We start from the raw sequence: 23,221 nt of genomic DNA on the forward strand, positions 1-23,221 counted from the left end.
AACGACGACGAAAGTTCAGTTGATCATCTCGGCCTTGGTCGAGGCCTGGTTCGGCCTGTCCTGGTCGCGCCAGAACCAGACGCTCACGACGCCGGAGCGGCCGCGGACCTGCGTGAGCAGGGGGCCCGACAGAACGCCGTGGGGAGCGCCCTGGAAATCGGCCGCATCCAGCAGCGTATCGCTGAGCGCGAGACGCGCGCCGTTTTTAGCAGCGACCTCCATCAACCGGCTCGCGACGTTGACGGTGTCGCCCGTCGCCGTGATGTGCTGATGGCTTTCGCCGAGGCGGGAGGCGACGATCGGGCCGAAATGCGCGCCGATCTTGAAGCCGAGCTGATCCCTGATCGCTGGCGGCAACCACGCGATCCAGCGCTCGACGCCGCGGTGCAGGTCGATCGCGCATTTCAGCGCGCGTGCGGCGTCGTCGGGCATCGCGCCGGGCAGGCCGAACAGGATCATGGCGCCGTCACCGAGAAAGCCGCTGATCATGCCGCCGCAATCGACCGCGGTCTTCTCGATCAGCGCGTGAAACGCCTTCAGAATGTCCTGGAGTTCACCCGGATCGATCCGCTCGCTCAGCGCCGTGAAGCCGGAGAGATCGATGAAGACCATTGCTGCGTCCTGCCGGACGGGTGTTGACAGGAAATTCGGATCCCGCGCCAGCCACTCCTGCACGGCCGGCGCCTGGAATTGCGCGAGCGACCGGCTCTTGGCGGCAAAATATTGCGTGCGGCGGCCTCCCGCCCACAATTGCACGCCGGCAAAGACCGCAACCGGCGGCACTGCCGCGGCGAGCGTGCTCGCGGCGTTCAACCAGACGCCATGCGTGAACGCAAACAGATTGAACCCGGCCCAGGCGATCATCACCGCGGCCGCGGCGACGATGCCGAGCGCGCTGCGCCGCCAGGCGAGCAGGCCCACCAGCAGCACCGGCAGCAGGATCGCGATGAGCGCGTCGGCGATGTGGACCTTGCGGTCGCGCACGATGCTGTCCCCGGCGACGAGATGGGTGATCGCGGTGGAGACCACTTCGACGCCGGGCATTAGAGAATCGAACGGTGTTGGGTAAAAATCACCGCCGCCGGCGACCGAGGCCCCGATCACGACGATCCGGTTCTCGATCGCCGCGCGACTTAACGTGCCGTCGAAGATGCTCTGTGCGCTGACGGTGCGGATGGTCCGGCGCGGGCCGTAATAGGTGATCGGTAGCGCGAAGTCGGCATCGGTGGGCACCGCGCGGTCGCCGAGCATCAGATGGTCCGGCGCGATCGTCAGCGACTTGTCGAGCGCGCGCGCCGCGACCCGCAACGGAAAGGACAGCTCGACCTTGTCGCTCGTCCGGAACAGCATCGGCACCGAGAGCGGCGAGCCCGATTGTCCGGTCGCAACATTGACGACGCCGACCTCGGCATGATCGGCGAACGCCGGCAAGGGCAGCAGGAAGCGCTCGGCCTGCGGCAGCGCGGCGAGGGGGCCTTGGCCGCTGGTCTCCACGGTCTCGCTGGCGGACGGGAAGATCGCTGCGGCGGCAAGGACGATGGGACCCGTAGCCAGCGTATTTGCCAGCGTAGCGTCGCCGATCGCAGCGCTGCGATCGACCAGCAGCAGGTCGATCGCGACGACCTTCGGCTTGAACTGCACGATGGTGTCGACGACGCGGGCGAGATCGGCGCGCGGCAGCGGATAGCTGCCGCCGCGCTTCACGACGGTGTCGTCGATCGCGACGATGGTGACGAGATCGGGCGGAACCCGCACGCCGCGGACCTGCGTCCGCCAATCCGTCAGCGTCGCCTCGAGGCGATCGAGAAACCGCAGATGACCGTTGGCGTGACCGGCATAGATGCCCGCGCCCCACAGTGCGGTGAGGACGAGTGCCACCAGGATCTGAACGCGTCGGCTACTCATGTGGTCGTGTTGCAATTTCTCTATCGTCCAAATGCTGTTCGCCGCGCCCAGGTGACCCGAACCATTGGCCAAGTCTTACTGACCAAGTCTTGCCATCAACGCGTCGACGCGCGGCTGGCCCCATGTCTTGACCGTCAACGGGCCTGTGGCTTCCACGTCGACGCCTTGGCCACGGTCTAATACCACGCTGCGCCCACCATTCCTTCGGCTCACGCCGACACGGCCGTCAGCCACGAAGACGGAGGTCTTGGCCTCTGCGACATCGACCGCCCATTTCGTGCCGCGCACCGCGGCGATCGCCTGCGGCGTCAGCACCTTGAAGGGATTGCCGCCGGGCTTCTTGGGCACCTCGACCAGCAGCGCTTTGCTGCTCAACTCCACCGAGTCTATATGTCCGTCGCGGTTAGCGTCCTTAAGTTCAAATCTGGCACCGCTTTCGGCAACGATCGTGATGCCGTTGTCGCAGCGCCAGGTCTGCGTACCGGCAGCAGATGGCGTCGCCGTGCAGCCCACATTGGCGGCAGGCTGGGCAATCGCGTGTCCGATCAACAGAAACGACCCCGCCAGAGCGAAAAACCCTGCGCGCACGAACTCTCTCATGCCAGCCTCCGTTTGCGTGCTCGGCACAGTTCAAGGCGATCTTGATACGGTACCGTATCACACGCAGAGGCTGCTGAAAAGTGCCGGTTGCCGTAGCTATTTTCTCGCTGCGGCCTTTTCCAGTGCGGTGCGATCAACTTTCGGTCAGGGCACCTGCTCGCGTGCGCGGTGTAGCTGCTGACAACCGCGCTGCGGCTGCGGAGCAGAGGGTGCTTGCGCACCAGCCTCGCGCAACGCTTGCCCGCTATCTTCCGGGTATTGAACACCACGAAAACGACTTGGTTGGATGGCCTTAGAGATGCGGCCGGAGACGGTCGCCGGCAACGCCAATCCCGCCGAGAATTATAGTTAACAGACGCCCTTAAGTCCGTAGTTCTGCGGTCTTTTTTCTCGAAATGGGACACCCGAACGGGTTGCCTCACATCCGCCCGAACTTAATCCGCATTTAACTAAAAGTGGCCTTAATGACGCTCCGACCCTCTGCGAGATGCTGTTCCCGGATCGTGACCAGCGGCGCTTCGAAGGGGGACCGAGTGACACCGTTCTGGACGCAAGGCGAATGAGTACGAGTATCGCTGCGCAAGGCATCGCGGCACGAAAGTCCAAAGGATTCTCGAGCAATTCCTATCGGAAGCCTTCCCGGAAAATGACCACCCAAAACGTGCTTGGCGCCGCCGTGATCGGCTGCGTCGTGCTTGGCGCCGGCTGGACCATCTACAGCAACATCTTTGCCGCCAGCGTCTATCCGACCGTCGGCAGCAGCGGCTACGACGAGCCCGTGATCAAGCGGGCGCCCAGGGTCGCGCTGCGCGAGGCCGGTGAGGCCGTCAAGGACGCCTTTGCGCTCTTGCCCGACCGCTTGCAGGTGGCAGCGCCGATCTCGCGCGAGATGTTCAACGATCGCTTTGCCGCGGCTGCGACCCAAGGCGTGACATCGAATGCGGCCAGCGCCGCGCCCGCAACCAAGGTCGCCGAAGCCAAGGACGCGCCGAAGCCGAGCGTGATCGCGAGGGTCGCGGAAGTCCTGAAGCCAGGTCCCGCCAAGATCGCTGACGCTGCGAAGTCCAAGCGCGGCGCTGACGCGCCGCTGCAGCTTGCCTCGGCAGATCCGGCCGAGATCGTGCCGGCGCCTGAGGCGAAGCCAAAATCGATTGCCGATCGCGCCAAGGCTGCGGTGATGTCGATTACCGGACCGCGCCAGTCGATGGTGGAAAAGCTCTGGGGCAAGCGCGAGCCGTCCGGTGGGCTGCTCGCCTATGCCTCGGCCGACGCCAGCGTGACCGCCTCCATCGCGCCGAGGGAGCAGAACCCCATGCTCGGCGGTTCGGCGCCCTATGAGCGTGACACCGCGGTCTACGACATCTCCGCTAAAACGGTTTACTTGCCCGACGGCACCAAGCTCGAGGCGCATTCCGGCCTCGGTTCCAACCTCGACGACCCGCGCTCCTCGCGCGTCCGCATGCGCGGTGTGACGCCGCCGCATATCTACACGCTGAAACCGCGCGAGGCGCTGTTTCACGGCGTGCCTGCGCTGCGCCTGACCCCGATTGGCGGTGAGAGCGCGATCTACGGCCGCGACGGCCTGCTCGCGCATACCTTCATGCTCGGGCCCAACGGCGATTCCAACGGCTGCGTGTCGTTCAAGGATTATTACGCGTTCCTCGACGCCTACCGCAACAAGGGCATCCGCAAGCTCGCGGTGCTGGCGCGCGTGGACTAGGCTCAGTCAATTCGAGATCACGCAAAAGGGCCGCTTGCAGCGGCCCTTTTCTGTTTCGCTTCGCGCGTGCGTTTTAGCCCGGCCAGCACTGCCCGCCGCCGTCGATCCGCAGCACCTGACCGGAAACGAAGGCGCCCATGGGCCCTGCGAAGAATTCGACAACGCGCGCGACCTCGTCGACGGTTGCGATCCGGTCGAGCGTGCCGGTCTCGACCATTCTGTCGGGGTCGACTGCACGCGTTCCGAGGAAGCGGCCGGTGCGGGTATCTCCGGGCGCGATGCAGTTGACGGCGACGTCGTAGGGGCGGAGCTGGTCGGCCAGGCATCGCGTGTAATGGGTCACGCCGGCCTTCGAGACCGCATAGATCGAGCCTTGGGTACGTCCCTTGAAAGCGGCGACGGAGCCAAGCGTCACGATGCGGCCGCGTCGGCGCTCCATCATGCCGCGCGCGACCGCCTGGCATGTCAGGATGGTGGAGAGCAGATTGCGCTCCAGCACCGCGCGCACGTCGGCCTCCTTGATATTCACCGCATCGTTCGGATCGGGCTTGCCGCCGCCGGCCGCGATATCGCCCCCGGCATTGTGCACGAGAATGTCGATCGGGCCGAGTGCCGCTTCGGTCTCCGCGATGACGCGTGCGATGTCCTCGCCCTTGGTGAGATCGCCGAGCACGCGCTGGCTGCGAACGCCGAATTCGCGGCCGATCTCGACGGCGACCGCGGTGAGGGTGGTGCCCTCGCCATACTCGGCCGGCCCGTTCTCGCGCATGCCGTGGATAGCGACGTCAGCGCCGAGCGCGGCAAGCTTCTCTGCAAAAGCGCGGCCGAGCCCGCGTCCCGCGCCGGTCACCAGTGCAACTTTGCCTGCCAGAAGCTTGTTGGTGTCATGCGATGTCATGATCTTGTTCCTGTTGTGAATGTCAGTCTGCGGCGAGGTCGAGGCCGATCGCCAACGCCTGCACGAGGCACATCGGTGCGACAAGCGTACGCAGCGCGGGCTCAGGCATGTCCTGGATCTCGAACACGACGCTCGCGCCCTCGACGATCGGGCTCAAAAGGCTGTCGGTGATGGAAATCGTGGGCACGCCCCGCGCGACGAGTTCGGGAAACAAGCGCGCCGTATCCGGATAGTAATTTCGGAAGCTGATCGCGACCAGCGCGTCGTCTGATGTCGCCGCGTGCGACTGCTCGTGGATGCTGCCGCCAAGGCCGTCGAGCAGGACGACGCGCCGTCCGAGCTTGCGCAGCACGTACGCGAGGTGGATCGCAACCGGGAACGAGCCGCCCAGGCCGAGCAGATAGATGTCACGTGCCTTGGCAAGGATCGCGGTTGCGGCGTCGAGTTCGCGCGCATGGACGGATTGGCTGAGCGTGACCAGCGATGATTGCGCTTCGGACACGAAACGCGACAAGACCGCGGCCGGCTGGCGGCCGAGCACTGACTTCTCCTGGCTCTTCATGCGGGCGAGGCGCGCCTTGTAGCTTGGCGCGACGCCGGCGACGAGACGGGAGCGGAACACCTGCTGCATCTCGGTGAAGCCGCCGAACCCGAGCGCATGCGCGAAGCGAACGATCGCCGACGGCGGCACCCCTGAGCGCTGCGCCACCTCGGCCACGGTGCCGAGTGCGACATCGGTCGGGTGATCGAGCACGAACTCCGCGATCTGCTGCAGCCGGCCGGACAGTGCCCGGTGCCGCTGCGCAATCGCGCCGCGCAGTTCGTCATAAGTCATGGCGCCAGCCGCCTTGTTCATCGAGTCGGATCTCCGGATCGGTCGCCTGTTTAACGGCATTTCACCATTTGGATCAAATATTCTACTTTACATAATATATGGAATGAATATTCTAATCCCACAAGAAGCAAAAGACTTCGGAAACGGGAGGACACGATGAGAGGGCGTCAGATCTCACGGCGAAGCGTTCTGAAGGGCAGCTTGATGGCGAGCGTCATCGGCGGCGCCGGCAGCTTCTTTGGGCCGTGGAGGCAGAATCATGCCTGGGCGCAAGGCGCGAAACCGATCAAGCTGGGCCTGACGTGCGATGCCAGCGGTCAATACGGCAACAGCGGCCAGGATGATTTCCGCGGCATCAAGATGGCGATCGACGAGATCAACGCCAAAGGTGGCGTACTTGGGCGCCAGGTCACTTTCATCACGGCGGACACCGAGACGACGCCAGCTACGGGCAGCCGCGTCGCGGAACGTTTCATCACTCGCGAGGACTGCACCATCCTGATCGGCGCGCTGCATTCGGGCGTCGCCAACGCCATCACACAGGTCGCCAGCAAATATGGTGTGATCTACATGAACACCAATTCCTCCGCGCCCAGCGAAGCCGGGGAGAACTGCTCGCGCGTGAAATTCGTATGGGACGGCAACGGCACCAATTTTTCCAAGGCGTCGGTCAAGAACGCGGTGGACTCCATCGGCAAGAACTGGATGCTGCTGACCAACGACTATGTCTGGGGTCACACGACGTCTGCCGCGACCAGGACGCAGGTCGAGAGCGCCGGTGGCAAGATCCTCGACAATCTGCTGGTGCCGCAGAACACGCGCGACTTTACTGCCTATCTGCTGAAGATCCAGCAGGCCAAGCCCGATGTTGTGGCGACCGCCGTTGGCGGCGACGATATCAAGGCATTGCGCGAGCAGGTGGCGCAGCTCAAGCTCGACGGCAAGCCGGCCTGGATCAACAACCAGCAGGACTGGCCCGACGTATGGGGTGCGCCTGACAGCCTGTTCGGCGTGTTCGGCACCACTTGGTATCACAAGCTGCCGCTGCCCGGCGTCGCCGAATTCGTCAAGAAGTGGCAGGCCGCCAACAAGGACGGCCCGATCCCGGTGCCGGGCAACGTCTCCTACAACGGCTACATGTCCACGCGCGAACTGCTCCGTGCGATCGAGCGGGCAGGGTCGACCAACAACGTCAAGATCATCAAGGAGCTCGAGAACCTGAAGGTCTCGGCGACCGATCGCATGCAGCATTTCGACGCCTACATGGATCCGATGACGCACCAGATGCAGCAGACGATCTATCTGGCGCGGCGCAACGCCAAGCCGGTCGACAATGCCGATCTGTTCGAGATCATCAGCTGGACGGAGCCGAAATCGGCCGCCGATGATGCGGCACCCGGCAAGTGCAAGCTCACCCCCTACGAGCAGGTGCCGACCGTCGACTCCTAGAGACGGTGCGTCACATCGCAGAACGAGCGGCGCGCCTCCGGGACCGTCAGCCTCCCGGATGACACATGCCAGTTGCGAGAGCCAAGAACCTTGTTCGACCTTCTTCCGCATCTCCTCAACGGCCTGACGCTCGGCCTGTTGTTCGCGCTGATCGCACTCGGCTTCATGCTCATCGTCGGGCTGATGGAGCAGATCAACCTCGCGCACGGCTCCCTGTTCGCGCTCGGGGCTTATGTCGCCATGCAGCTCACGGGGCCGCGCCCTCCATTGCCGATGGAACTTGCGAAAGCGTGGCTCGCGCTGCCGCTCGGCTGGCGCTATGCGGCGACGTTGATCATTGCTCCCGTGATCGTGAGTCTGGTCGGCATGCTGATCGAGCTCTGCATGCGGCGCACTTACGGCAAGGATCCGCTCTACGGGCTGCTCCTGACCTTCGGCGCCGCGATGGTGATCGAAGAGATGATCCGCCTGGTGTGGGGCACGCGCGACTACGTGCTGCAGGTGCCGTCCGCCATCAACGGCGGCTTCCTGTTCGGCGACCTGATCTGGTCGACCTATCGCTTCTACGCAGCGGGCATCGCGGCCGGGGTCATCGGCCTGGTCTGGCTGTTGATCGAAAAGACCTCGTTCGGTGCGACGGTCAAGGCCGGCGCGCATGACAGCGAGATCGTTCGCGCGCTCGGCATCAACCTGTCGCGGTTGCGGATGCTGGTCTTCGTGTTCGGCACGATGCTGGCCGCGATCGCGGGCATCATCGTCGCGCCGATCTGGGGCATTCGCCCGCATATGGGCGTCGATGCGGTCATTCCTGCGTTCCTGGTGATCGTGCTCGGGGGCGTCGGCAGCTTTTGGGGTGCGGTCGTGGCGGGTCTTTTGGTCGGACTGTGTGTCGGCCTTGCCGGCGCCTACGCGTCCGAATGGTCGCTGTTGTCGATGTACATCTTGCTCGTGGCCGTCGTGACGTTCCGCGCGCGCGGCCTCTGGGGCAAAAAAAGCGTGCTCGAGGCCTAAAGGGAATGATTGTGGGACCAAAATCTTCACCGGACGCTGCGCGCCTCGTGACGCCGACGATGCTGGTGCTCTGGCTCGTGCTTGCAACGGTGCCGCTCTGGATCACGCGGATCGGGCTCTATCCCTATCTCGGGATCGAGATCCTGATCTGGTCGCTCTATGCGCTCGCATTCAACCTGGTGCTGGGCACCGCCGGACTTCCGTCGTTCGGTCATGGTGCCTATTTCGGCATCGGCGCCTACGCGTTCGGTCTCTGTCAGTTCGACATCGTCGCCAATCTCTGGATATGCCTGATTGCCGCGGCCGCGGCGGCAGGTCTCGCCGGCGTGCTGGTGGCGCTGTTCATCTCGCACAGGCGCGGCATCTATTATGCCTTCATGACGATTGCCTTCGGCCAGATCTTCTGGACGTTGGCGATAAAATCGCACCGGATCACCGGCGGCGAAGACGGCCTTCTCAAGATCAAACGGTTGCCGGCCGATTTCGGGCTTGTGTCGTTCGATCTCAACGACAATGTCGCGTTCTACTATTTCGTGCTCGCCGTCTTTGCGGTCGGCACCGCCGCATTGTGGAGGCTGGTGCACTCGCCCTATGGCCGCGTGGTCGCTGCGATCAGGCAGAGCGAAATTCGCGCGAGCCATCTCGGCTATAATGTGTGGCTCTACAAAGTCGCGATCTTTGCGCTGTCGGCCGCCGTCTCGGGGTTTGCCGGCGGATTGTTCGCCATGGCGCAGCTCGCCGCATTCCCCGACGTCATGAGCCTGCATCAATCCGGCTACGTCGTGATGATGACGCTCGTCGGCGGTGGCCTCGTCAGCTTCTGGGGTCCGGTGATTGGCGTATTTCTCTTCCTCACCGCCCGAGACGTGATCGGTGCGCTGACCAATGCCTGGATGCTCTATTTTGGTCTGCTCTTCATCGCCATCGTGCTGTTTCGCCCCGAAGGCATTGCCGGCGCGATATCCGCTGCCGTGCAGCAGCACTCACTCGGCGCCTTACGGCAGCGCGGTACCTCGGCGATGCGGCTGCTGTTCGGGAGCGGGCGATGAACATGATCGAAGCCGCGGCCGTTCATGTCCGCTTCGGCGACCGCGTCGTGCTGGAGAGCGTCGATCTCGCGGTCGCGGAGGGCGAGTTTCACGGTGTGATGGGCCCGAACGGTGCCGGCAAAACCACGTTCTTCAATGTCCTCACCGGCCGGGTGAAACCGAATCGTGGTCGAGTCCTGCTCGCCGGCGAGGATGTCACGGGCCTCAGCCCGCACCGCATCGCCGCCAAGGGCATCGCCCGCTCGTTTCAGATCATGACACTGTTCGACGAATTCTCCGCGCGTGACAACGTCATGATGGGCTTGCCCGAGTTTCGCGCCCGTGGCCACGATGTCGCGCGCGCAGCGGCGGGCGACAGCCGGCTTGCCGCGAAGGCCTCTGAATCGCTGGCGGCAGTCGGGCTTGCCGACAAAGGCGACATCCGCGCCAAGGACCTGTCCTATGGCGACCGGCGCGCGCTGGAGATCGCGGTCGCCCTGGCGCAGGCGCCCCGGGTGGTGTGCCTGGACGAGCCGACCTCCGGCCTCGGCTCCGACGGGGTGCACCGGCTCGCAGCCCTGATTGCTCGCCTGAAGGGGCGGCTGACCATCGTCGCGATCGAGCACGATATGGAGTTCCTGTTCTCGTTGGCTGACCGGATCTCGGTCATCCATTGGGGCCAGGTGGTGGCGCGCGGAACGCCACACGAACTGCAGCAGAACGAATGGGTGCGGCGCTCCAATCTCGGGAAGTTCGCATGATCCTCGAAGTGGACGCGGTCGATACCTTTTACGGCGAGACCCAGGCGCTGTTCGGCGCCTCGCTTGCCATCGAGCACGCCAAGGTGTTTGCGCTGCTCGGCCCTAACGGCGCCGGCAAGACGACCATGCTCCGCTCGATTCTGGGGCTGACGCGTCCGCGCCGCGGCTCCGTTTGTTTCGACGGTCACGACGTCACGCGCGATCCGACCCACGAGATTGCGCGCGCCGGCATCGGCTGGGTACCCGACGACCGCCGGCTGTGTCCGACATTGACGGTTGCGCGCAACCTGTCGATCGCGCAAAAGCGCACGCGCTTTCGCCACTGGAGCGTCAAGGAGGCCGCTGCGATCTTCTCACCGCTCGAATATCTCATGGAGCGCGACTGCGAAAACCTGTCGGGCGGCGAAATGCAGATGGTGGCGATCGCCCGCGCGCTGGTCGGCTCGCCGGGACTGGTGCTGTTCGACGAGCCGAGCCAGGGACTGGCGCCGAAAATCGTCGGCGACGTGCTTGCGACGATCCTGCGCATGAAGGATGAGGGTATTGCCTCGCTGGTCGTGGAGCAGAACGCCGAGATCGCGCTGTCGGTCGCAGACCATGCCGCGGTGATCGATCGCGGCCGGATCGTCTGGACCGGGGAGGCCGCGGCCTTGCGCGATGACCGCGGGCTTCGTCAGCGCTTGCTGGGAGTACAATAAGTGGCCGCACCGCTGCTCGTTCTCGACGACGTTCGAAAGGTCTATACACGGGGCCGCGTGATCCGCCGACCGACATTCACGCTACAGGCAAACCTGTCGCTGGACGAACCTGATATCGTCGGTGTCGTCGGCCCGAATGGCGCCGGCAAGACGACCTTGTTCGAGATGATGACGGGCTCGAACGCCCCGACCTCCGGGCGCGTGCTGGTCGCGGGCACCGATATCCATGGTGTCAAATATCGCGAGCGCGACCGGCTCGCGATCCACTATCACCAATCCTATCAGGTTAGGCGCTTCCGGAAGCGCATTCCGTCCGCCTTCCTGGCGCCGTCGCCAACCCGGACGCCGCTGGTTCACCTGTTCGACGAACCGCAGTTCAACCTGCAGGATGGCTATATCGGCTTCATGCTCGATTTCTTCCGCAAGCTGCGCGACGAGGGGCGGCTGGTCGTTCTCTGCATGCATCCGACGGCGGCCTGGCACCTCGACATCCTTGCCGAGATCGCCGGGCGATTCCTCTTTGTGGCCGGCGGTGGGGTGACACGCATGGCCGATTTCGGCGCTCTGGTCGCCGAGCCACGCTTCCGCTCCTATCTGGGGCCGGAGATGACAAAGGCGGCGGACGCGATTTGTCACCGAGCTATTCCCATCCCGACCTAACGCAGAAAAAAGCGACCACAGGAGAATCCGTTGGCCTATTCGAACACCCAGCTTTTCATTGGCGGCAAATGGCGACCGGCCCATTCGGGCAAGGTGATCGAGGTCCGCAATCCCGCGACTGAAGAGGTGATCGGCACGGTCGCCCATGCCGGACGGTCCGACCTCGACGAGGCACTCGCCGCAGCCAGCGCCGGGTCCAAGATCTGGCGAAACGTTGCTCCCTTCGAGCGCTGCCGCATCATGCGCAAGGCGGCCGCGATCATGCGCGAGCGCAATGACGAGATTGCGCCGCTGCTCACGATGGAACAGGGCAAGACTCTTGGCGAGGCCAAGATGGAGGCGATGGCTGCCGCCGACGTGATCGAGTGGTTTGCGGAGGAAGCCAAACGCGCCTATGGCCGCCTGATCCCTGCGCGTGGGCCGGGCATCTACCAGCTCGCGATCAAGGAGCCGGTCGGCCCGGTTGCGGCGTTCACGCCCTGGAACTTTCCGATCAATCAGGTCGTGCGCAAGCTCTCCGCCGCACTCGGCGCCGGCTGCTCGATCATCGTCAAGGCCCCGGAGGAGACGCCGGCCTCGCCCGCACAGCTGATCCGCGCGTTTGCGGACGCTGGCGTGCCCGATGGCGTCATCAACCTTGTATACGGTATTCCCTCGGAGATCTCGGAATATCTCATTCCGCATCCGGTGATCCGCAAGATCTCGTTCACGGGCTCGACCCATGTCGGCAAGCAGCTCAATGCGCTCGCGGGCCTGCACATGAAGCGTGCCACCATGGAGCTCGGCGGTCATGCGCCGGCGATCGTTTTCAAGGACGCCGACGTCGCATCGGCCGCGAAAATTCTGGCGGCGGCAAAATATCGCAATGCCGGGCAGGTTTGCATCTCGCCGACGCGGATGCTGGTCCAGGATGACGTGTTCCGTGAATTCGTCGACACATTTGTCGACAGCGCCAAGTCGTTCAAGGTCGGCAACGGCCTCGATCCCGACTCCAAAATGGGCTCGCTCGCCAATCCGCGCCGCGTCACCGCCATTGAGGGCATGGTGCAGGATGCCGTCGGCAAGGGTGCAAAGCTCGAGACCGGCGGTAAACGCGTCGGCAACAAGGGCCATTTCTTCGAGCCGACCGTAGTGAGCGACGTGCCGAAGGATGCGCGCGCCATGAACGAGGAGCCGTTCGGCCCGCTCGCGCTGATTTCGCGCTTCTCATCCTTCGACGAAGTTGTCGAGGAGGCCAACCGCTTGCCGTTCGGGCTGGCGTCCTACGCCTTCACAAGCTCGACCAAGACGGCGGCCGCGATCGGTTCGGCCGTCGAAGCCGGCATGATGTCGATCAACAGTTTTGGTCTGGCGCTGCCCGAAGTGCCGTTCGGCGGCATCAAGGATTCCGGCTACGGCTCGGAGGGCGGCACCGAGGCGATGGAGGGTTATTTCAACACCAAGTTCATCAGCCAGACGGGCGTGTGACCGGCCGGGGATGCGCAGCTAGCGTTTGACGAAAACCAGATTGCAGGCCCGCGCCTCGTTGCGCTTGCCGGTGCCGCGGGTGCGATCGAACTGCGCATCGACGGTAAAGGCGTAGGGCGAGCCGGGCGCGAGATTGTTCAGCGTGTACGCGCTCGCTCCCGTCGTGCCGCGCGCGCTCAAGGTGGTCTTGCCGTCCGCCGGGATCTGGCCGTCGATCTCGAGCCGGTTGATGTTGTTGCCCGGACCCTGCGCCTCGGCATGAAGCACGCCGTTCGTGACGGTGGCGACCAGAGGTCTGGTGAAGCCCTGCGCCTTGCCGGTGGCCAAGCAGTTCAACGTCACGTCCCAGCTGCCGTCAAAATCCTTGCTTCCGCCGCTCCGGCCGTTGCCTGACGGCGCGAGCGCCACCTTCTGCTTCAGCCCCTCGATCCGAGCTTTGGCGAGCGTGGCGAAGATGCAATTCGGGAATCTCGCGAGGTGATCCTCGAAAGCGCCCAGCGTGCCGATGCCGTCGGCAGCCTTCCAGTGTGCTTCTGCTGCTGCGCAAGGGTCAGCCCGGGGCGCGGCTTGTGGCGCCGCCGGCGCCACCGTGACCGACACCGGTCCGTTCAGGTAGAACTTGCCGATGATCGACAGCGACAGCTCCGGGAGTTGGGTCTTGCCGCTGGAATCGTAGACGTCGCTGCTGATGTCGCGAAAGACTTCGCCGATCTCCTGCGGCTCCTCGATGTGCTTCAGGAACGCCGTCGTATAGGGGCTGTTGCGGCCGCTGCCATCGGCCGCCGTCTGCCCGGACTGGGTTGAGAACGACACGATCGTGCCGCGCGGTGCTTCGACTTTCGACAGGCCCCGCCCGATCGAGGCGCCGCGCGTCATGCCGGCGGAGCGTTTCAAGGTTTCGGCCAGCGGATTGTCGCGGCAGGAATCGAGGATGAGGATGCGCAGGTTCTTGGCCTGCTGCAGGTCGTTCACGATGTCGTCCACCCGCAGGAAGCGCTTCAGGTCGGCTTCGTCGCTCAGCACGGCATCGACAGGCATCAGATAGTTCACGCCGTTGTACTGCATCGCATGGCCGCTGTAGTAGAACATGGCGACGTCGGCTTTGCTCGCGGCGCGCGCGAAGCGGATGGTGAGGTCCTGCATGTCAGCTTGGCGCAGGTCGATGCCCTGGAGCACCTCGAAGCCGCTGCGCTTGAGCGAGGCGGCGACGTCTTCGGCATCGTGCGACGGGTTGGGAAGCTGCGCCGTACTGGCATAGGCGCCATTGCCGATCACCAGGGCGACGCGGGTTTCCGCCGATGCCGGCGCAACGGAAAGCCAGCAGACCAGGAGGGCAAGGCAAAGTCCGGCCGGGCAAAATCTGGAAAGAGCACGCATGAATGCCTTCCAAGGAAATGTCGAAAAATATCCCTCCAGATTAGCGCATGCCGCGCCGACATCAATGCCCTGCCGGAGCACCGCTCAGATTTCCCGGCCGTGACATCCTGTCACGCCGGGCTCGCCGCCATCGTCATGCGGACGGCCATTTCGGTCGCAATCGCGTCCCGCACGGCCGGTCGCGCCTGCATGCGCGCGAGATAGGCCGACAACGATGGCCATTGCGCGACGTCGATTCCCGCGGGACGGAGCAACAGCAAAGCCCAGGTGAGATGGGCATCCGCGACGGTGAAGCTGTCGCCGACGAGGAATTCGCGGTCCGTCAGATGCGCGGCAGGCATCGATAATGTCTGCGTTATTCTTGCACGCGGCTTGGCGAGCGAGGCGTCGTCCTTGTACCAGAAGGTTGGAAACAGGAACGCCTTGTGGATCTCGGCCCCGACGAAACTGAGCCATTCCTGGAGCCGATACCGGTCGGGATTTCCGAAGGCGGGTGCAAGGCCCGCCTGCGGCTTTAGGTCGGCGATGTATTGCAGCACCGCGGCGCTTTCGGTCAGCCGTTCGCCATTCTCCAGCACCAGGACCGGCACCGCGCCCTTTGGGGAAACGCCGAGGAAATCGCTGCCGTCGTCCACGACCTGCTTGGTCTGGAGATGGACCGGATGATAGCGGGCCTCGATGCCCGCTTCCATCAGCGCGATGCGGCTCGCAAGCGAGCAGGCCATCGGTGAGAAATAGAGTTGCAGCATCGCCTACGCTCCTTCAGGTCAACGTCTCGGTTTGTGCGATGATCGCAAACCGGTCCGACAATTCGGCCAGGGCGACCTCGTGGATGATCCTTGCGGAGAGCGCTCCGCCGCGGCCGTCGGGAAGATCGCGTGTGGCGCAGGCATCGGCTGCGATCGTCGTGCGCAGGCCGAGGTCGAGCGCGGCGCGGGTGGTCGAGCTGATGCACATATGGGTCATGAAACCGGCCAGCACGATGTTCGTGCGTCCGGTTGCGGCCAGCCGGACTTGCAGGTCGGTGCCGGCAAAAGCGTTCGGCAGCGCTTTTTCGATCACGGCTTCGCTGGCGAGCGGCGCCACGTTCCTGACGATCGCGCCGCGCGCGGCCTCGCGGTCGAACAGGCTGCCGGCACGTCCCTTGTGCGCGATATGGAAGATCGCAGCGCCGCTCGCCCTCGCGCGGGCGAGCAGGCGCGCGGCGGCGGCGATTGCGGGCTCCGCGTCCGGCAAGGCGAGCGGCCCGGCGCAATATTCGTTCTGGATGTCGATTAGCACGAGGCAGGAATCGGCGAGCCTGGGCGGAGTGAGATCGGCGCCGGACAATTCAAGCAGGGTTTTTGGGGCGGTCATGCGGGTCGGGCCTTCCTAAGGCATATCGGATGGCGCCACAGTAGCGCGGCGGCGGCCTGCCAATGTGCAGGACTATTGCAGCATATGGCTGCAAATTTGCAGGAGCCCGTCGTGCCTGCTAGGCTCATCGCCATGAACTGGGACGATCTGCGCATCATCGCCGCGGTCAGGGACGAGGGCACCTATGCCGGCGCCAGCGCGCGGCTGCGCATCGACGAGACCACCGTCGGCCGCAGGCTCGCGCGCATCCAGCGCGATCTCGGCGTGCCGCTGTTCGATGCGGTGGACGGCCAGCGCCGGCCGACGCGGAGTTGCGAGGCGGTGCTGGCGCATGTCGAGGCGATGGCCGCACATGCCGCCGAGATCGGTCGCGTCGGCGAGAGTCTTGCAGGCCCGGTGGGACGCCTGCGTATCGCCTCCACCAACACGGTTGCCGAGGAGGTTCTGTCGCCGCGCGCGAGCGACTTCCTGCGCGCCAATTCCGGCCTGACGCTGCAATTCCTCACCTCGAGCGAGAACGTCAAGTTCTCGCGCTGGGAAGCCGATCTCGCTATCCGGCTGCGCAAGCCCGACAAGGGCGACTTCGCGATCTCCAGGCTCGGTGACGTCAAGCTCTATTATTTTGAGCCTGTCACGACCGAAGGCGAGCCGGTGCTGTGCGCCTATCCGGACGAACTCGGTGCCATTCCCGAGATGCAATTCCTGCGTATGAAGCAAGCCCACGCGCGCTGCGTTACCGACAACGTTCGCGTCATCCGTAACCTGATCCGCGCGCATCAGGCCGCCGGCGTGTTGCCGGAGCATGTCTGCGCGGACTTACTCGGCGATCGCCGCCTGCGCGCCACGCTGCTGCCTGGGCGCCGCGACGTCTGGCTGCTGGTGCAGAACCATCTCAAGCGCGATCCGGCGACGCGGCTCACCATCGAATGGATCCGCCGCTGCTTCAGCGATCTCGCGCGCGGTTGATTGCGACCCGTGAACGCGATCCGCGCGCGGCGCGACCAAGTTATGGGATTGCGTACGCGCGAGGGTTGCGTAATCTCGCGACGACTACGGGCTTGATCAGGGCAGGCGCATGACCACTCTTCATGAAACCATCCACCCGCAGGCCAAAGTGCGGGAATGGAAGGCGATCGTCATCCTGATCCTCCTGATTCCGGTGCTGTGGTCGCCGCCGTTCCTGTTTCGCATCTTCCTGTTTCAGCCGTTCAACATCCCTTCCGGCTCGATGACGCCGACGCTGGTCGTCGGCGACTACGTCTTTGCTGCAAAATATGCCTATGGCTATGGCCGTTATTCGTTTCCCTTCGCGCCGTCGTGGATCTCCGGGCGTTTCCGGGCCACCGATCCCGAGTATGGTGACGTCGTCGTGTTCCGGACGCCAAAGGACACCGCGGTCGACTATGTCAAGCGCGTGGTCGGGCTGCCCAGTGATCGCATCCAGATGCGGCAGGGCCAACTCATCCTCAATGACCGCCCGGTGACGCGCGTCGCTCTGAAGCAGGCATTCGCCGGCTCCACCTGCGGCGTGGATGACGGTGCGAAGGCCAAGCGCTGGCGCGAGACGCTGCCGAACGGCGCGTCCTACGTGACGCAGGACTGTGTCGACAACGGCTACTACGACAACACCGACGTCTACACCGTGCCGCCGGGCCATTTCTTCGTGCTCGGCGACAATCGCGACAACTCGAGTGACAGCCGCGTGATGTCGTCGATCGGATTCGTGCCGATGGACAATCTGGTCGGCAAGGTGACGCGGATATTCTGGTCGCTCGACCAGCACGGCGAACCGCACATGGAGCGGCTGGGGAAGGTGTGGTGAAGCCCCACTGTCATTCCGGGCTCCGCGCTGCTCCGGGATGGGACCACCGAAGAAAAACAAAACCCCGGCATCGCTGCCGGGGTTTCGCATTTTGTCGTTTGCCGGAATGGCTGGATCAGAAATCCATGCCGCCCATGCCGCCGCCCGGGGGCATCGCCGGACCGGAGCCGCCCTTCTTGGGCAACTCGGCGACCATGGCTTCCGTGGTGATCAAGAGCGCCGCAACCGAGGCTGCGTTCTGGATCGCGGTACGGACCACCTTGGTCGGGTCGATGATGCCCTTCTTGACGAGGTCGACATATTCGCCGGTCTGGGAGTCGAAGCCGTAGGCGTACGACTTGTTCTCAAGGACCTTGCCGACGATCACGGAGCCATCTTCACCGGCGTTGATCGCGATCTGGCGAGCGGGCGCGGAGAGCGCCTTGCGCACGATCTCGACGCCGGTCTTCTGGTCGTCGTTCTTGGTGCGCAGGCCCTTGAGCTGCTCGGAGGCACGGAGCAGGGCGACGCCGCCGCCCGGGACGATGCCTTCCTCGACCGCCGCGCGGGTCGCATGCATCGCGTCATCAACGCGATCCTTGCGCTCCTTCACCTCGACCTCGGTCGCGCCGCCGACGCGGATCACCGCGACGCCGCCTGCGAGCTTGGCAAGACGCTCCTGGAGCTTCTCACGGTCGTAGTCCGAGGTGGTTTCCTCGATCTGCGCCTTGATCTGCGACACGCGCGCTTCGATGTCGGCCTTCTTGCCGGCGCCGTTGACGATCGTGGTGTTCTCCTTGTCGATCATCACCTTCTTGGCGCGACCGAGCATGTTGAGCGTGACGTTCTCGAGTTTGATGCCGAGATCTTCCGAGATCGCCTGGCCACCGGTCAGGATCGCGATGTCCTGCAGCATGGCCTTGCGGCGATCGCCGAAGCCCGGAGCCTTGACGGCCGCGACCTTCAGGCCGCCACGGAGACGGTTCACGACTAGGGTGGCAAGCGCTTCGCCTTCGACGTCCTCGGCGACGATGACCAGCGGCTTGCCGGTCTGCACCACGGCCTCGAGCAGCGGCAGCAGCTCGTTCAGCGAGGAGAGCTTCTTCTCGTTGATGAGGATGTAGGCGTCGTCCATCTCAACGCGCATCTTGTCGGCGTTGGTGACGAAGTAGGGCGAGATGTAGCCGCGGTCGAACTGCATGCCCTCGACGACGTCGAGCTCGGTCTCGAGCGACTTGGCTTCCTCGACGGTGATGACACCCTCGTTGCCGACCTTCTTCATGGCGTCGGCGAGGAACTTGCCGATCTCCGCGTCGCCGTTGGCCGAGATGGTGCCGACCTGGGCGATCTCGTCGTTCGAGGTCACCTTCTTGGAGTTCTTGACGAGGTCCGCAACGACGGCTTCGACCGCGAGATCGATACCGCGCTTCAGATCCATCGGGTTCATGCCGGCGGCAACCGACTTGGCGCCTTCGCGCACGATCGCCTGGGCCAGCACGGTCGCGGTGGTGGTGCCGTCGCCGGCCGCGTCAGCGGACTTGGAGGCGACTTCGCGCACCATCTGCGCGCCCATGTTCTCGAACTTGTCCTCGAGCTCGATCTCCTTGGCGACGGTGACGCCGTCCTTGGTGATGCGGGGAGCGCCGAACGACTTGTCGAGCACGACGTTGCGGCCCTTCGGACCGAGCGTGACCTTCACCGCGTTGGCGAGAATGTCGACGCCGCGAAGCATCTTGTCGCGCGCATCGACCGAGAATTTGACTTCTTTAGCTGCCATCTGGATTTTTTCCTTAGGTGTTTAACTGGATAAGAGAGGGGCTCTTAGGCCGCCTTCTTCTTGGAAGCGGGGACGTCGAGGACGCCCATGATGTCGCTTTCCTTCATGATCAGCAGGTCGACGTTGTCGATCTTGACCTCGGTGCCGGACCACTTACCGAACAGCACGCGGTCGCCGACCTTCAGGTCGATCGGGATCAGCTTGCCAGCTTCGTCGCGGCCACCCGGGCCGACGGCGACGATCTCGCCCTGCGAGGGCTTTTCCTTCGCCGTGTCGGGAATGATGATGCCGCCAGCGGTCTTCTCTTCTGCGTCGATGCGCTTGACCACGACGCGGTCGTGAAGCGGACGGAAATTCATGCAGTTCTCCTAAGCTTTTGCACGATTTGGGAATTTTGGGTTGTTAGCAGTCTACGCCGGCGAGTGCCAGCGCAGGCACAACTGAGATAAGGCAGGATTTTGGCGGGAGCAAGGGCTTGTAGCAGAAAAATAGCACTCGGAGGCGCCGCCTGCCAAAATCTCTTTCCATCGTTAATCGCGCTCGGCGCAGTATTAGCACGGAGCTAGATCTGCTGCTAACGCATTGAATTTCAACAGCTTGTTAAACTTTTGGGCTTGAGATGGATTGTCAGTTTGCGTCACATTTCTCTTATGTGAGCGCATCAGCAGCGGGTGGCTCTTAAGGCGCACCGGAAAGCCACTCCTTGAATGCGCTCCTGCAAAGGAGGTTGGCATGGGCTTGCGGAGTGGAGCCGTTTCGGACGATTTCCGGAAACAGCTGCTGGGTTACGGAATGACGACGGCGCAGATTCTCTACCGGATGCCGGATCATCCCTCGCTGCTCCAGACTTACGTCTGGCAGGACTACGACATGTTTCCGAAATTTCCGGCGCTGAAGGATTTTCTGGCGTTCTGGCAGGAAAAGCTCGACGGACCGCTTCACTCGGTGACAGTGGCGCATTCCAAGCTGATCAAGCCGGCCGAGTTGCGCGCGGTGGACGGAGTATTCCGGCTGCATTGAAGGGCGGAGCTGTAGGGTGGGTTAGCGTCAGTGTAACCCCCCATGCTTCAACGCTTGCGCAAAGAAGTGGTGGGTACGTTAGCGCTAACCCGCCCTGCGATTTCGCATTCTGTGCTAGCCTCTCCCCATAACAACAGGGGAGGCCGCCCATGGCCAAGAAAGCAAAATCGCGCAGCGCATCGCAAGCCGCGGTGAAGAGGCGTAGCGGGGCCAAACCCGCAGCACGATCCACGGCGCGCACGGCGGTGAAGGCAAAAGCCCCCACGACAACGGCAAAGTCATCCGCCAAGAAACCGGCGCGGCCCAAGCAGCGCATTGCGATCAGCCATCACCGCGAGGAAGACTTCAAAGCCGACGGTCTGCGTACCTACGCGAAATATCGCGACCTCGGCATCGCCGCCGCCAGCCACGGCCTCGCGCAGGCGCACGTGATCCGGCTGCAAGGCCCCTGCAATCCGGACGAAGTGTCGAAGCTGCACTTTCACGACGTCGAATTCCAGATGGTCTACGTGCTCAAGGGCTGGGTGAAGACCTATATGGACGGAGTGGGCGAGACGCTGATGAAAGAAGGTAGCGCCTGGACCCAGCCGCCGAAGATCAAGCACATGATCCTGGACTATTCGGACGACGTCGAGCTGCTGGAGGTGATCCTGCCGGCGGAGTTCAGGACCGTGGAGTTTAAGGCGTAGGCGAGGCGGAGATCAGCCGCCGTCGTTGCAATAGCGTTTCCACATCGCGCGATAGGCATCGTCCACCGCTTGCACGTATGAGATTGGGTTGCCGGCGGCGGCAGCCCTGATCTGTCCGGGCAGTTCGCCGCGCAACTTATCGAGCTCGCCGATCTGCAACCCACGGCTCGCTGCGATTTCGACATAGGCCTCATCGCTGTCCGCGACCCACTCCGGCAGGCCCAGCGCGGTGAGGATGGAGCCGGCAGCACGGCTCGGCAGGCTGTGACCGAGCTTCGCCACCACCGGCACGCCCATCTGCAAGGCTTCCCACGTGCTGACGCCGCCATTCTGCGGGAATGGGTCGAGGCCAATATCGACGCGATTGAACGTTGCCAGATGTTCGTCTCGCGACGTGGCTCCGAGCAGATCGACGCGTTCGGCCGGCAACCGGCAAGCGGCAAACCGCGCCAGCAGATTGTCGCGGACCAGCTGAGCGTCCAGTGCAGTATCCTTGATCAGCAGTCGCGAACCCGGCACCCGCTCGAGAATCCTAGACCAGACTTCCACCGCCTCGTTCGAAATCTTGCTGATGCGGTTGAAGACACCGAATGTGATGAAGCCGTTCGCGAGCGCCGGCGTCGGCGCCCGCGCAATCCCGGGTGGCAGCGGCGCCAGCGTCACAAAGCACGGCAGGTCAACGATGGTCTCCGCAAACAGATGCCGAACCGCGGCAGGAATCGCGACCGGGTCCGAGAATAGATAATCGATGGTTGGCAACCCGGTCCCGGTACCATGGCCCCAGCCATGCGCCTGAACAGGTGCCGGTTTGCGCGCAAACACACCGAGGCGGTTTCCGCTGGTGTGGCCGGACAGATCGATCAGGATATCGACGCCGTCGGCGCGGATCTGAGCGGCGAGGCGATCGTCGGACCATTGCGAGGCGTCGCGCCAGCGATCGGCGATCCCCTGAAACTCGCTGGTCGTCGCATCCGTTTTCGGTGAACAAGCGTAGCACACGATCTCGAACTGTGCCCGATCATGGTGCTGCAGGACCGGCTCGAAAATGAACGCCGCTGAATGTGTGTGAAAATCCGACGAGACATAACCCAGCACCAGACGGCGATCCGGATCGCGGCTGTTCTCATGCGATCCCGCCGCTGCTGAGGCGATCTTCGCACCGATCTGCTCCCACCATACATGTCGCGCTTGCTGATGCTGCGCAACGCTGGCGTCGGCCATGAAATCGAGGGTGAATATCTTGCTGGAGATCGTGCTCTGATCAGGCTCGATGTCGAGAGCTCTGTCGAAACTGGCGAGGGCTTCGTCGACCCGGCCAAGTGCCGCGAGACATTGGCCGAGCAGGCTGTGGGCCTGAGAGAAGCCGGGATCGGCCGCGAGAGCCTTCTCGCAATCGGACAATGCTTCGGCAACTTGCCGGGTCAGGAGCAAGATACTGGCCCGCCAGAGCCATCCATTCGCGTCGTCGGGTGCGAGGGCGATTGCGCGATTGCAATCCGCCATGGCTTCGTCAAATCGCTGAAGCTCCCGCAATGCAACGGCGCGGGTCGACAGCGCCGAGGCGTAGTCAGGCTTGATCGATAGCGCGCGGTTTAAGCTTGCGATCGCTTCGTCATAGGCGCGCACACGGCAGAGCGCCCAACCCCGGCCGTTATGGGCTTCGGAAAGTCTTCCGTCGATTGCGAGCGCCTTGTCGTAGCTCTCGAGCGCTTCCTGGTAAAGTTCAAGGGCCGCGCTTGCGTTGCCGAGATTGGACAGGGCCAAGGCGTAGTTGGGGCGAAGGGCGAGGGCCTTCCGATAGCTCTCGCGGGCCTCATTGTGACGTTTCAGCCCGTTGAGCGCGACGCCCAGGCTCATATGGGCTTCGGCAGATCGCGGATCCAAGGCCACCGCTCGGCTCAGCAAAACTTGCGCCTGCCGATAGTTTTTGGCTTCAGACTCCAAAGCGCCCAGCAAATGCAGCGCGATGAATTGGTCGGGCGCAAGCTCCAGGAGTTCGCGATAGGCCGTCTTGGCCTCGGGGAGAAGTCCCGCCTTGTGCAGCTGGAGGGCGCGCGCGAGCAACGGCCCTAGCTCGGCTTTTTGCCGTTTCTGAAGCCGGGCATTTTGAAATGCCCGCTGGCCTGCGCTGTTGCTCATGAATCAATTCCAGCCGAATCTCCTGAAGAG

General features: G+C 63.8%; 22 protein-coding genes. 12 read left to right on the forward strand and 10 right to left on the reverse strand.

Features of this window, described 5'->3' with window-relative positions; translation table 11 throughout:
• Window positions 1-15: 15 nt before the first annotated feature.
• Window positions 16-1,905: an adenylate/guanylate cyclase domain-containing protein gene (locus tag IVB07_RS14510; RefSeq protein WP_247297313.1), complete on the reverse strand. Its 1,890-nt coding sequence runs from the start codon at window positions 1,903-1,905 to the stop codon at window positions 16-18.
• Window positions 1,906-1,980: 75 nt separating this feature from the next.
• Window positions 1,981-2,505 carry a FecR domain-containing protein gene (locus tag IVB07_RS14515; RefSeq protein WP_026232987.1) on the reverse strand — a complete coding sequence of 175 codons (525 nt, stop codon included), beginning with the start codon at window positions 2,503-2,505 and terminating at the stop codon, window positions 1,981-1,983.
• Window positions 2,506-3,151: 646 nt separating this feature from the next.
• Between IVB07_RS14515 and IVB07_RS14520 the strand changes: the two genes are divergently transcribed.
• Window positions 3,152-4,225 carry a DUF2778 domain-containing protein gene (locus IVB07_RS14520; RefSeq protein ID WP_018455608.1) on the forward strand — a complete coding sequence of 358 codons (1,074 nt, stop codon included), beginning with the start codon at window positions 3,152-3,154 and terminating at the stop codon, window positions 4,223-4,225.
• Window positions 4,226-4,298: 73 nt separating this feature from the next.
• Here IVB07_RS14520 and IVB07_RS14525 read toward each other — a convergent pair whose 3' ends face one another.
• Window positions 4,299-5,123 (reverse strand): SDR family NAD(P)-dependent oxidoreductase, encoded by an 825-nt coding sequence (locus tag IVB07_RS14525; protein WP_018455609.1) that lies wholly within the window; start codon window positions 5,121-5,123, stop codon window positions 4,299-4,301.
• Window positions 5,124-5,145: 22 nt separating this feature from the next.
• Entirely contained in the window at window positions 5,146-5,979 is an 834-nt protein-coding gene (locus IVB07_RS14530) for a MurR/RpiR family transcriptional regulator (RefSeq protein WP_018455610.1), read from the reverse strand.
• Window positions 5,980-6,114: 135 nt separating this feature from the next.
• Between IVB07_RS14530 and IVB07_RS14535 the strand changes: the two genes are divergently transcribed.
• The 7 genes from IVB07_RS14535 (at window position 6,115) to IVB07_RS14565 (ending at window position 13,032) form a co-directional block, all read left to right on the forward strand.
• Window positions 6,115-7,407 carry an ABC transporter substrate-binding protein gene (locus IVB07_RS14535; protein ID WP_247361922.1) on the forward strand — a complete coding sequence of 431 codons (1,293 nt, stop codon included), beginning with the start codon at window positions 6,115-6,117 and terminating at the stop codon, window positions 7,405-7,407.
• Between the two features lie 90 nt (window positions 7,408-7,497).
• Window positions 7,498-8,418, forward strand: a complete 921-nt coding sequence (locus IVB07_RS14540; protein ID WP_085351081.1) for a branched-chain amino acid ABC transporter permease — start codon at window positions 7,498-7,500, stop codon at window positions 8,416-8,418.
• 5 nt (window positions 8,419-8,423) lie between these two features.
• Window positions 8,424-9,467 carry a branched-chain amino acid ABC transporter permease gene (locus IVB07_RS14545; protein ID WP_247361928.1) on the forward strand — a complete coding sequence of 348 codons (1,044 nt, stop codon included), beginning with the start codon at window positions 8,424-8,426 and terminating at the stop codon, window positions 9,465-9,467.
• Window positions 9,464-10,207: an ABC transporter ATP-binding protein gene (locus IVB07_RS14550; protein ID WP_247297322.1), complete on the forward strand. Its 744-nt coding sequence runs from the start codon at window positions 9,464-9,466 to the stop codon at window positions 10,205-10,207. The genes IVB07_RS14545 and IVB07_RS14550 overlap by 4 nt, the downstream gene beginning before the upstream one ends.
• Complete coding sequence (locus tag IVB07_RS14555) at window positions 10,204-10,905, forward strand: ABC transporter ATP-binding protein (RefSeq protein ID WP_247297324.1); 702 nt, start codon at window positions 10,204-10,206, stop codon at window positions 10,903-10,905. The genes IVB07_RS14550 and IVB07_RS14555 overlap by 4 nt, the downstream gene beginning before the upstream one ends.
• The gene (locus IVB07_RS14560) at window positions 10,906-11,565 is read left to right on the forward strand and encodes an ATP-binding cassette domain-containing protein (protein WP_204511621.1); all 660 of its coding nucleotides are present in this window, start codon (window positions 10,906-10,908) and stop codon (window positions 11,563-11,565) included.
• A gap of 30 nt (window positions 11,566-11,595) precedes the next feature.
• Window positions 11,596-13,032 carry an NAD-dependent succinate-semialdehyde dehydrogenase gene (locus tag IVB07_RS14565; protein WP_247297326.1) on the forward strand — a complete coding sequence of 479 codons (1,437 nt, stop codon included), beginning with the start codon at window positions 11,596-11,598 and terminating at the stop codon, window positions 13,030-13,032.
• Window positions 13,033-13,050: 18 nt separating this feature from the next.
• Here IVB07_RS14565 and IVB07_RS14570 read toward each other — a convergent pair whose 3' ends face one another.
• From IVB07_RS14570 to IVB07_RS14580, 3 genes are all read right to left on the reverse strand, one after another.
• Window positions 13,051-14,409, reverse strand: coding sequence for a caspase family protein (locus tag IVB07_RS14570; RefSeq protein WP_085361707.1), 1,359 nt, complete (start codon window positions 14,407-14,409; stop codon window positions 13,051-13,053).
• Between the two features lie 110 nt (window positions 14,410-14,519).
• On the reverse strand, window positions 14,520-15,158 hold the full coding sequence (locus tag IVB07_RS14575) for a glutathione binding-like protein (protein ID WP_247361932.1): 639 nt from the start codon (window positions 15,156-15,158) through the stop codon (window positions 14,520-14,522).
• 13 nt (window positions 15,159-15,171) lie between these two features.
• Entirely contained in the window at window positions 15,172-15,765 is a 594-nt protein-coding gene (locus IVB07_RS14580) for a cysteine hydrolase family protein (protein ID WP_018455620.1), read from the reverse strand.
• A 132-nt stretch (window positions 15,766-15,897) separates the two neighbouring features.
• Here IVB07_RS14580 and IVB07_RS14585 point away from each other — a divergent pair, with 132 nt between their 5' ends.
• Entirely contained in the window at window positions 15,898-16,731 is an 834-nt protein-coding gene (locus tag IVB07_RS14585) for a LysR family transcriptional regulator (protein WP_018455621.1), read from the forward strand.
• Window positions 16,732-16,840: 109 nt separating this feature from the next.
• Window positions 16,841-17,587: a signal peptidase I gene (gene lepB / locus IVB07_RS14590; protein ID WP_247767728.1), complete on the forward strand. Its 747-nt coding sequence runs from the start codon at window positions 16,841-16,843 to the stop codon at window positions 17,585-17,587.
• A gap of 115 nt (window positions 17,588-17,702) precedes the next feature.
• Here lepB and groL read toward each other — a convergent pair whose 3' ends face one another.
• Window positions 17,703-19,343, reverse strand: coding sequence for a chaperonin GroEL (gene groL, locus IVB07_RS14595; protein WP_085351091.1), 1,641 nt, complete (start codon window positions 19,341-19,343; stop codon window positions 17,703-17,705).
• Window positions 19,344-19,387: 44 nt separating this feature from the next.
• A complete protein-coding gene (locus tag IVB07_RS14600) occupies window positions 19,388-19,702 on the reverse strand; it encodes a co-chaperone GroES (RefSeq protein WP_007611913.1) in 315 nt (104 codons plus the stop codon).
• A gap of 373 nt (window positions 19,703-20,075) precedes the next feature.
• Between IVB07_RS14600 and IVB07_RS14605 the strand changes: the two genes are divergently transcribed.
• Entirely contained in the window at window positions 20,076-20,363 is a 288-nt protein-coding gene (locus IVB07_RS14605; protein ID WP_007611911.1) for an usg protein, read from the forward strand.
• Between the two features lie 149 nt (window positions 20,364-20,512).
• Complete coding sequence (locus IVB07_RS14610) at window positions 20,513-21,052, forward strand: cupin domain-containing protein (RefSeq protein ID WP_247299792.1); 540 nt, start codon at window positions 20,513-20,515, stop codon at window positions 21,050-21,052.
• A gap of 12 nt (window positions 21,053-21,064) precedes the next feature.
• Here IVB07_RS14610 and IVB07_RS14615 read toward each other — a convergent pair whose 3' ends face one another.
• Window positions 21,065-23,191, reverse strand: coding sequence for a tetratricopeptide repeat protein (locus tag IVB07_RS14615; RefSeq protein ID WP_247299790.1), 2,127 nt, complete (start codon window positions 23,189-23,191; stop codon window positions 21,065-21,067).
• Window positions 23,192-23,221: the final 30 nt, after the last annotated feature.

Origin of the sequence: Bradyrhizobium sp. 172 (assembly GCF_023101065.1) — a bacterium.
In the GTDB taxonomy this organism is placed as follows: domain Bacteria; phylum Pseudomonadota; class Alphaproteobacteria; order Rhizobiales; family Xanthobacteraceae; genus Bradyrhizobium; species Bradyrhizobium canariense_D.

What these genes read in the sequence shown, in the direction of transcription:
- IVB07_RS14510 (WP_247297313.1), bottom strand. Translation starts at nt 1,905, where the DNA reads ATGAGTAGCCGACGCGTTCAGATCCTGGTGGCACTCGTCCTCACCGCA.
- IVB07_RS14515 (WP_026232987.1), bottom strand. Translation starts at nt 2,505, where the DNA reads ATGAGAGAGTTCGTGCGCGCAGGGTTTTTCGCTCTGGCGGGGTCGTTT.
- IVB07_RS14520 (WP_018455608.1), top strand. Translation starts at nt 3,152, where the DNA reads ATGACCACCCAAAACGTGCTTGGCGCCGCCGTGATCGGCTGCGTCGTG.
- IVB07_RS14525 (WP_018455609.1), bottom strand. Translation starts at nt 5,123, where the DNA reads ATGACATCGCATGACACCAACAAGCTTCTGGCAGGCAAAGTTGCACTG.
- IVB07_RS14530 (WP_018455610.1), bottom strand. Translation starts at nt 5,979, where the DNA reads ATGAACAAGGCGGCTGGCGCCATGACTTATGACGAACTGCGCGGCGCG.
- IVB07_RS14535 (WP_247361922.1), top strand. Translation starts at nt 6,115, where the DNA reads ATGAGAGGGCGTCAGATCTCACGGCGAAGCGTTCTGAAGGGCAGCTTG.
- IVB07_RS14545 (WP_247361928.1), top strand. Translation starts at nt 8,424, where the DNA reads ATGATTGTGGGACCAAAATCTTCACCGGACGCTGCGCGCCTCGTGACG.
- IVB07_RS14550 (WP_247297322.1), top strand. Translation starts at nt 9,464, where the DNA reads ATGAACATGATCGAAGCCGCGGCCGTTCATGTCCGCTTCGGCGACCGC.
- IVB07_RS14555 (WP_247297324.1), top strand. Translation starts at nt 10,204, where the DNA reads ATGATCCTCGAAGTGGACGCGGTCGATACCTTTTACGGCGAGACCCAG.
- IVB07_RS14570 (WP_085361707.1), bottom strand. Translation starts at nt 14,409, where the DNA reads ATGCGTGCTCTTTCCAGATTTTGCCCGGCCGGACTTTGCCTTGCCCTC.
- IVB07_RS14575 (WP_247361932.1), bottom strand. Translation starts at nt 15,158, where the DNA reads ATGCTGCAACTCTATTTCTCACCGATGGCCTGCTCGCTTGCGAGCCGC.
- IVB07_RS14580 (WP_018455620.1), bottom strand. Translation starts at nt 15,765, where the DNA reads ATGACCGCCCCAAAAACCCTGCTTGAATTGTCCGGCGCCGATCTCACT.
- IVB07_RS14585 (WP_018455621.1), top strand. Translation starts at nt 15,898, where the DNA reads ATGAACTGGGACGATCTGCGCATCATCGCCGCGGTCAGGGACGAGGGC.
- lepB (WP_247767728.1), top strand. Translation starts at nt 16,841, where the DNA reads ATGACCACTCTTCATGAAACCATCCACCCGCAGGCCAAAGTGCGGGAA.
- groL (WP_085351091.1), bottom strand. Translation starts at nt 19,343, where the DNA reads ATGGCAGCTAAAGAAGTCAAATTCTCGGTCGATGCGCGCGACAAGATG.
- IVB07_RS14600 (WP_007611913.1), bottom strand. Translation starts at nt 19,702, where the DNA reads ATGAATTTCCGTCCGCTTCACGACCGCGTCGTGGTCAAGCGCATCGAC.
- IVB07_RS14605 (WP_007611911.1), top strand. Translation starts at nt 20,076, where the DNA reads ATGGGCTTGCGGAGTGGAGCCGTTTCGGACGATTTCCGGAAACAGCTG.
- IVB07_RS14610 (WP_247299792.1), top strand. Translation starts at nt 20,513, where the DNA reads ATGGCCAAGAAAGCAAAATCGCGCAGCGCATCGCAAGCCGCGGTGAAG.
- IVB07_RS14615 (WP_247299790.1), bottom strand. Translation starts at nt 23,191, where the DNA reads ATGAGCAACAGCGCAGGCCAGCGGGCATTTCAAAATGCCCGGCTTCAG.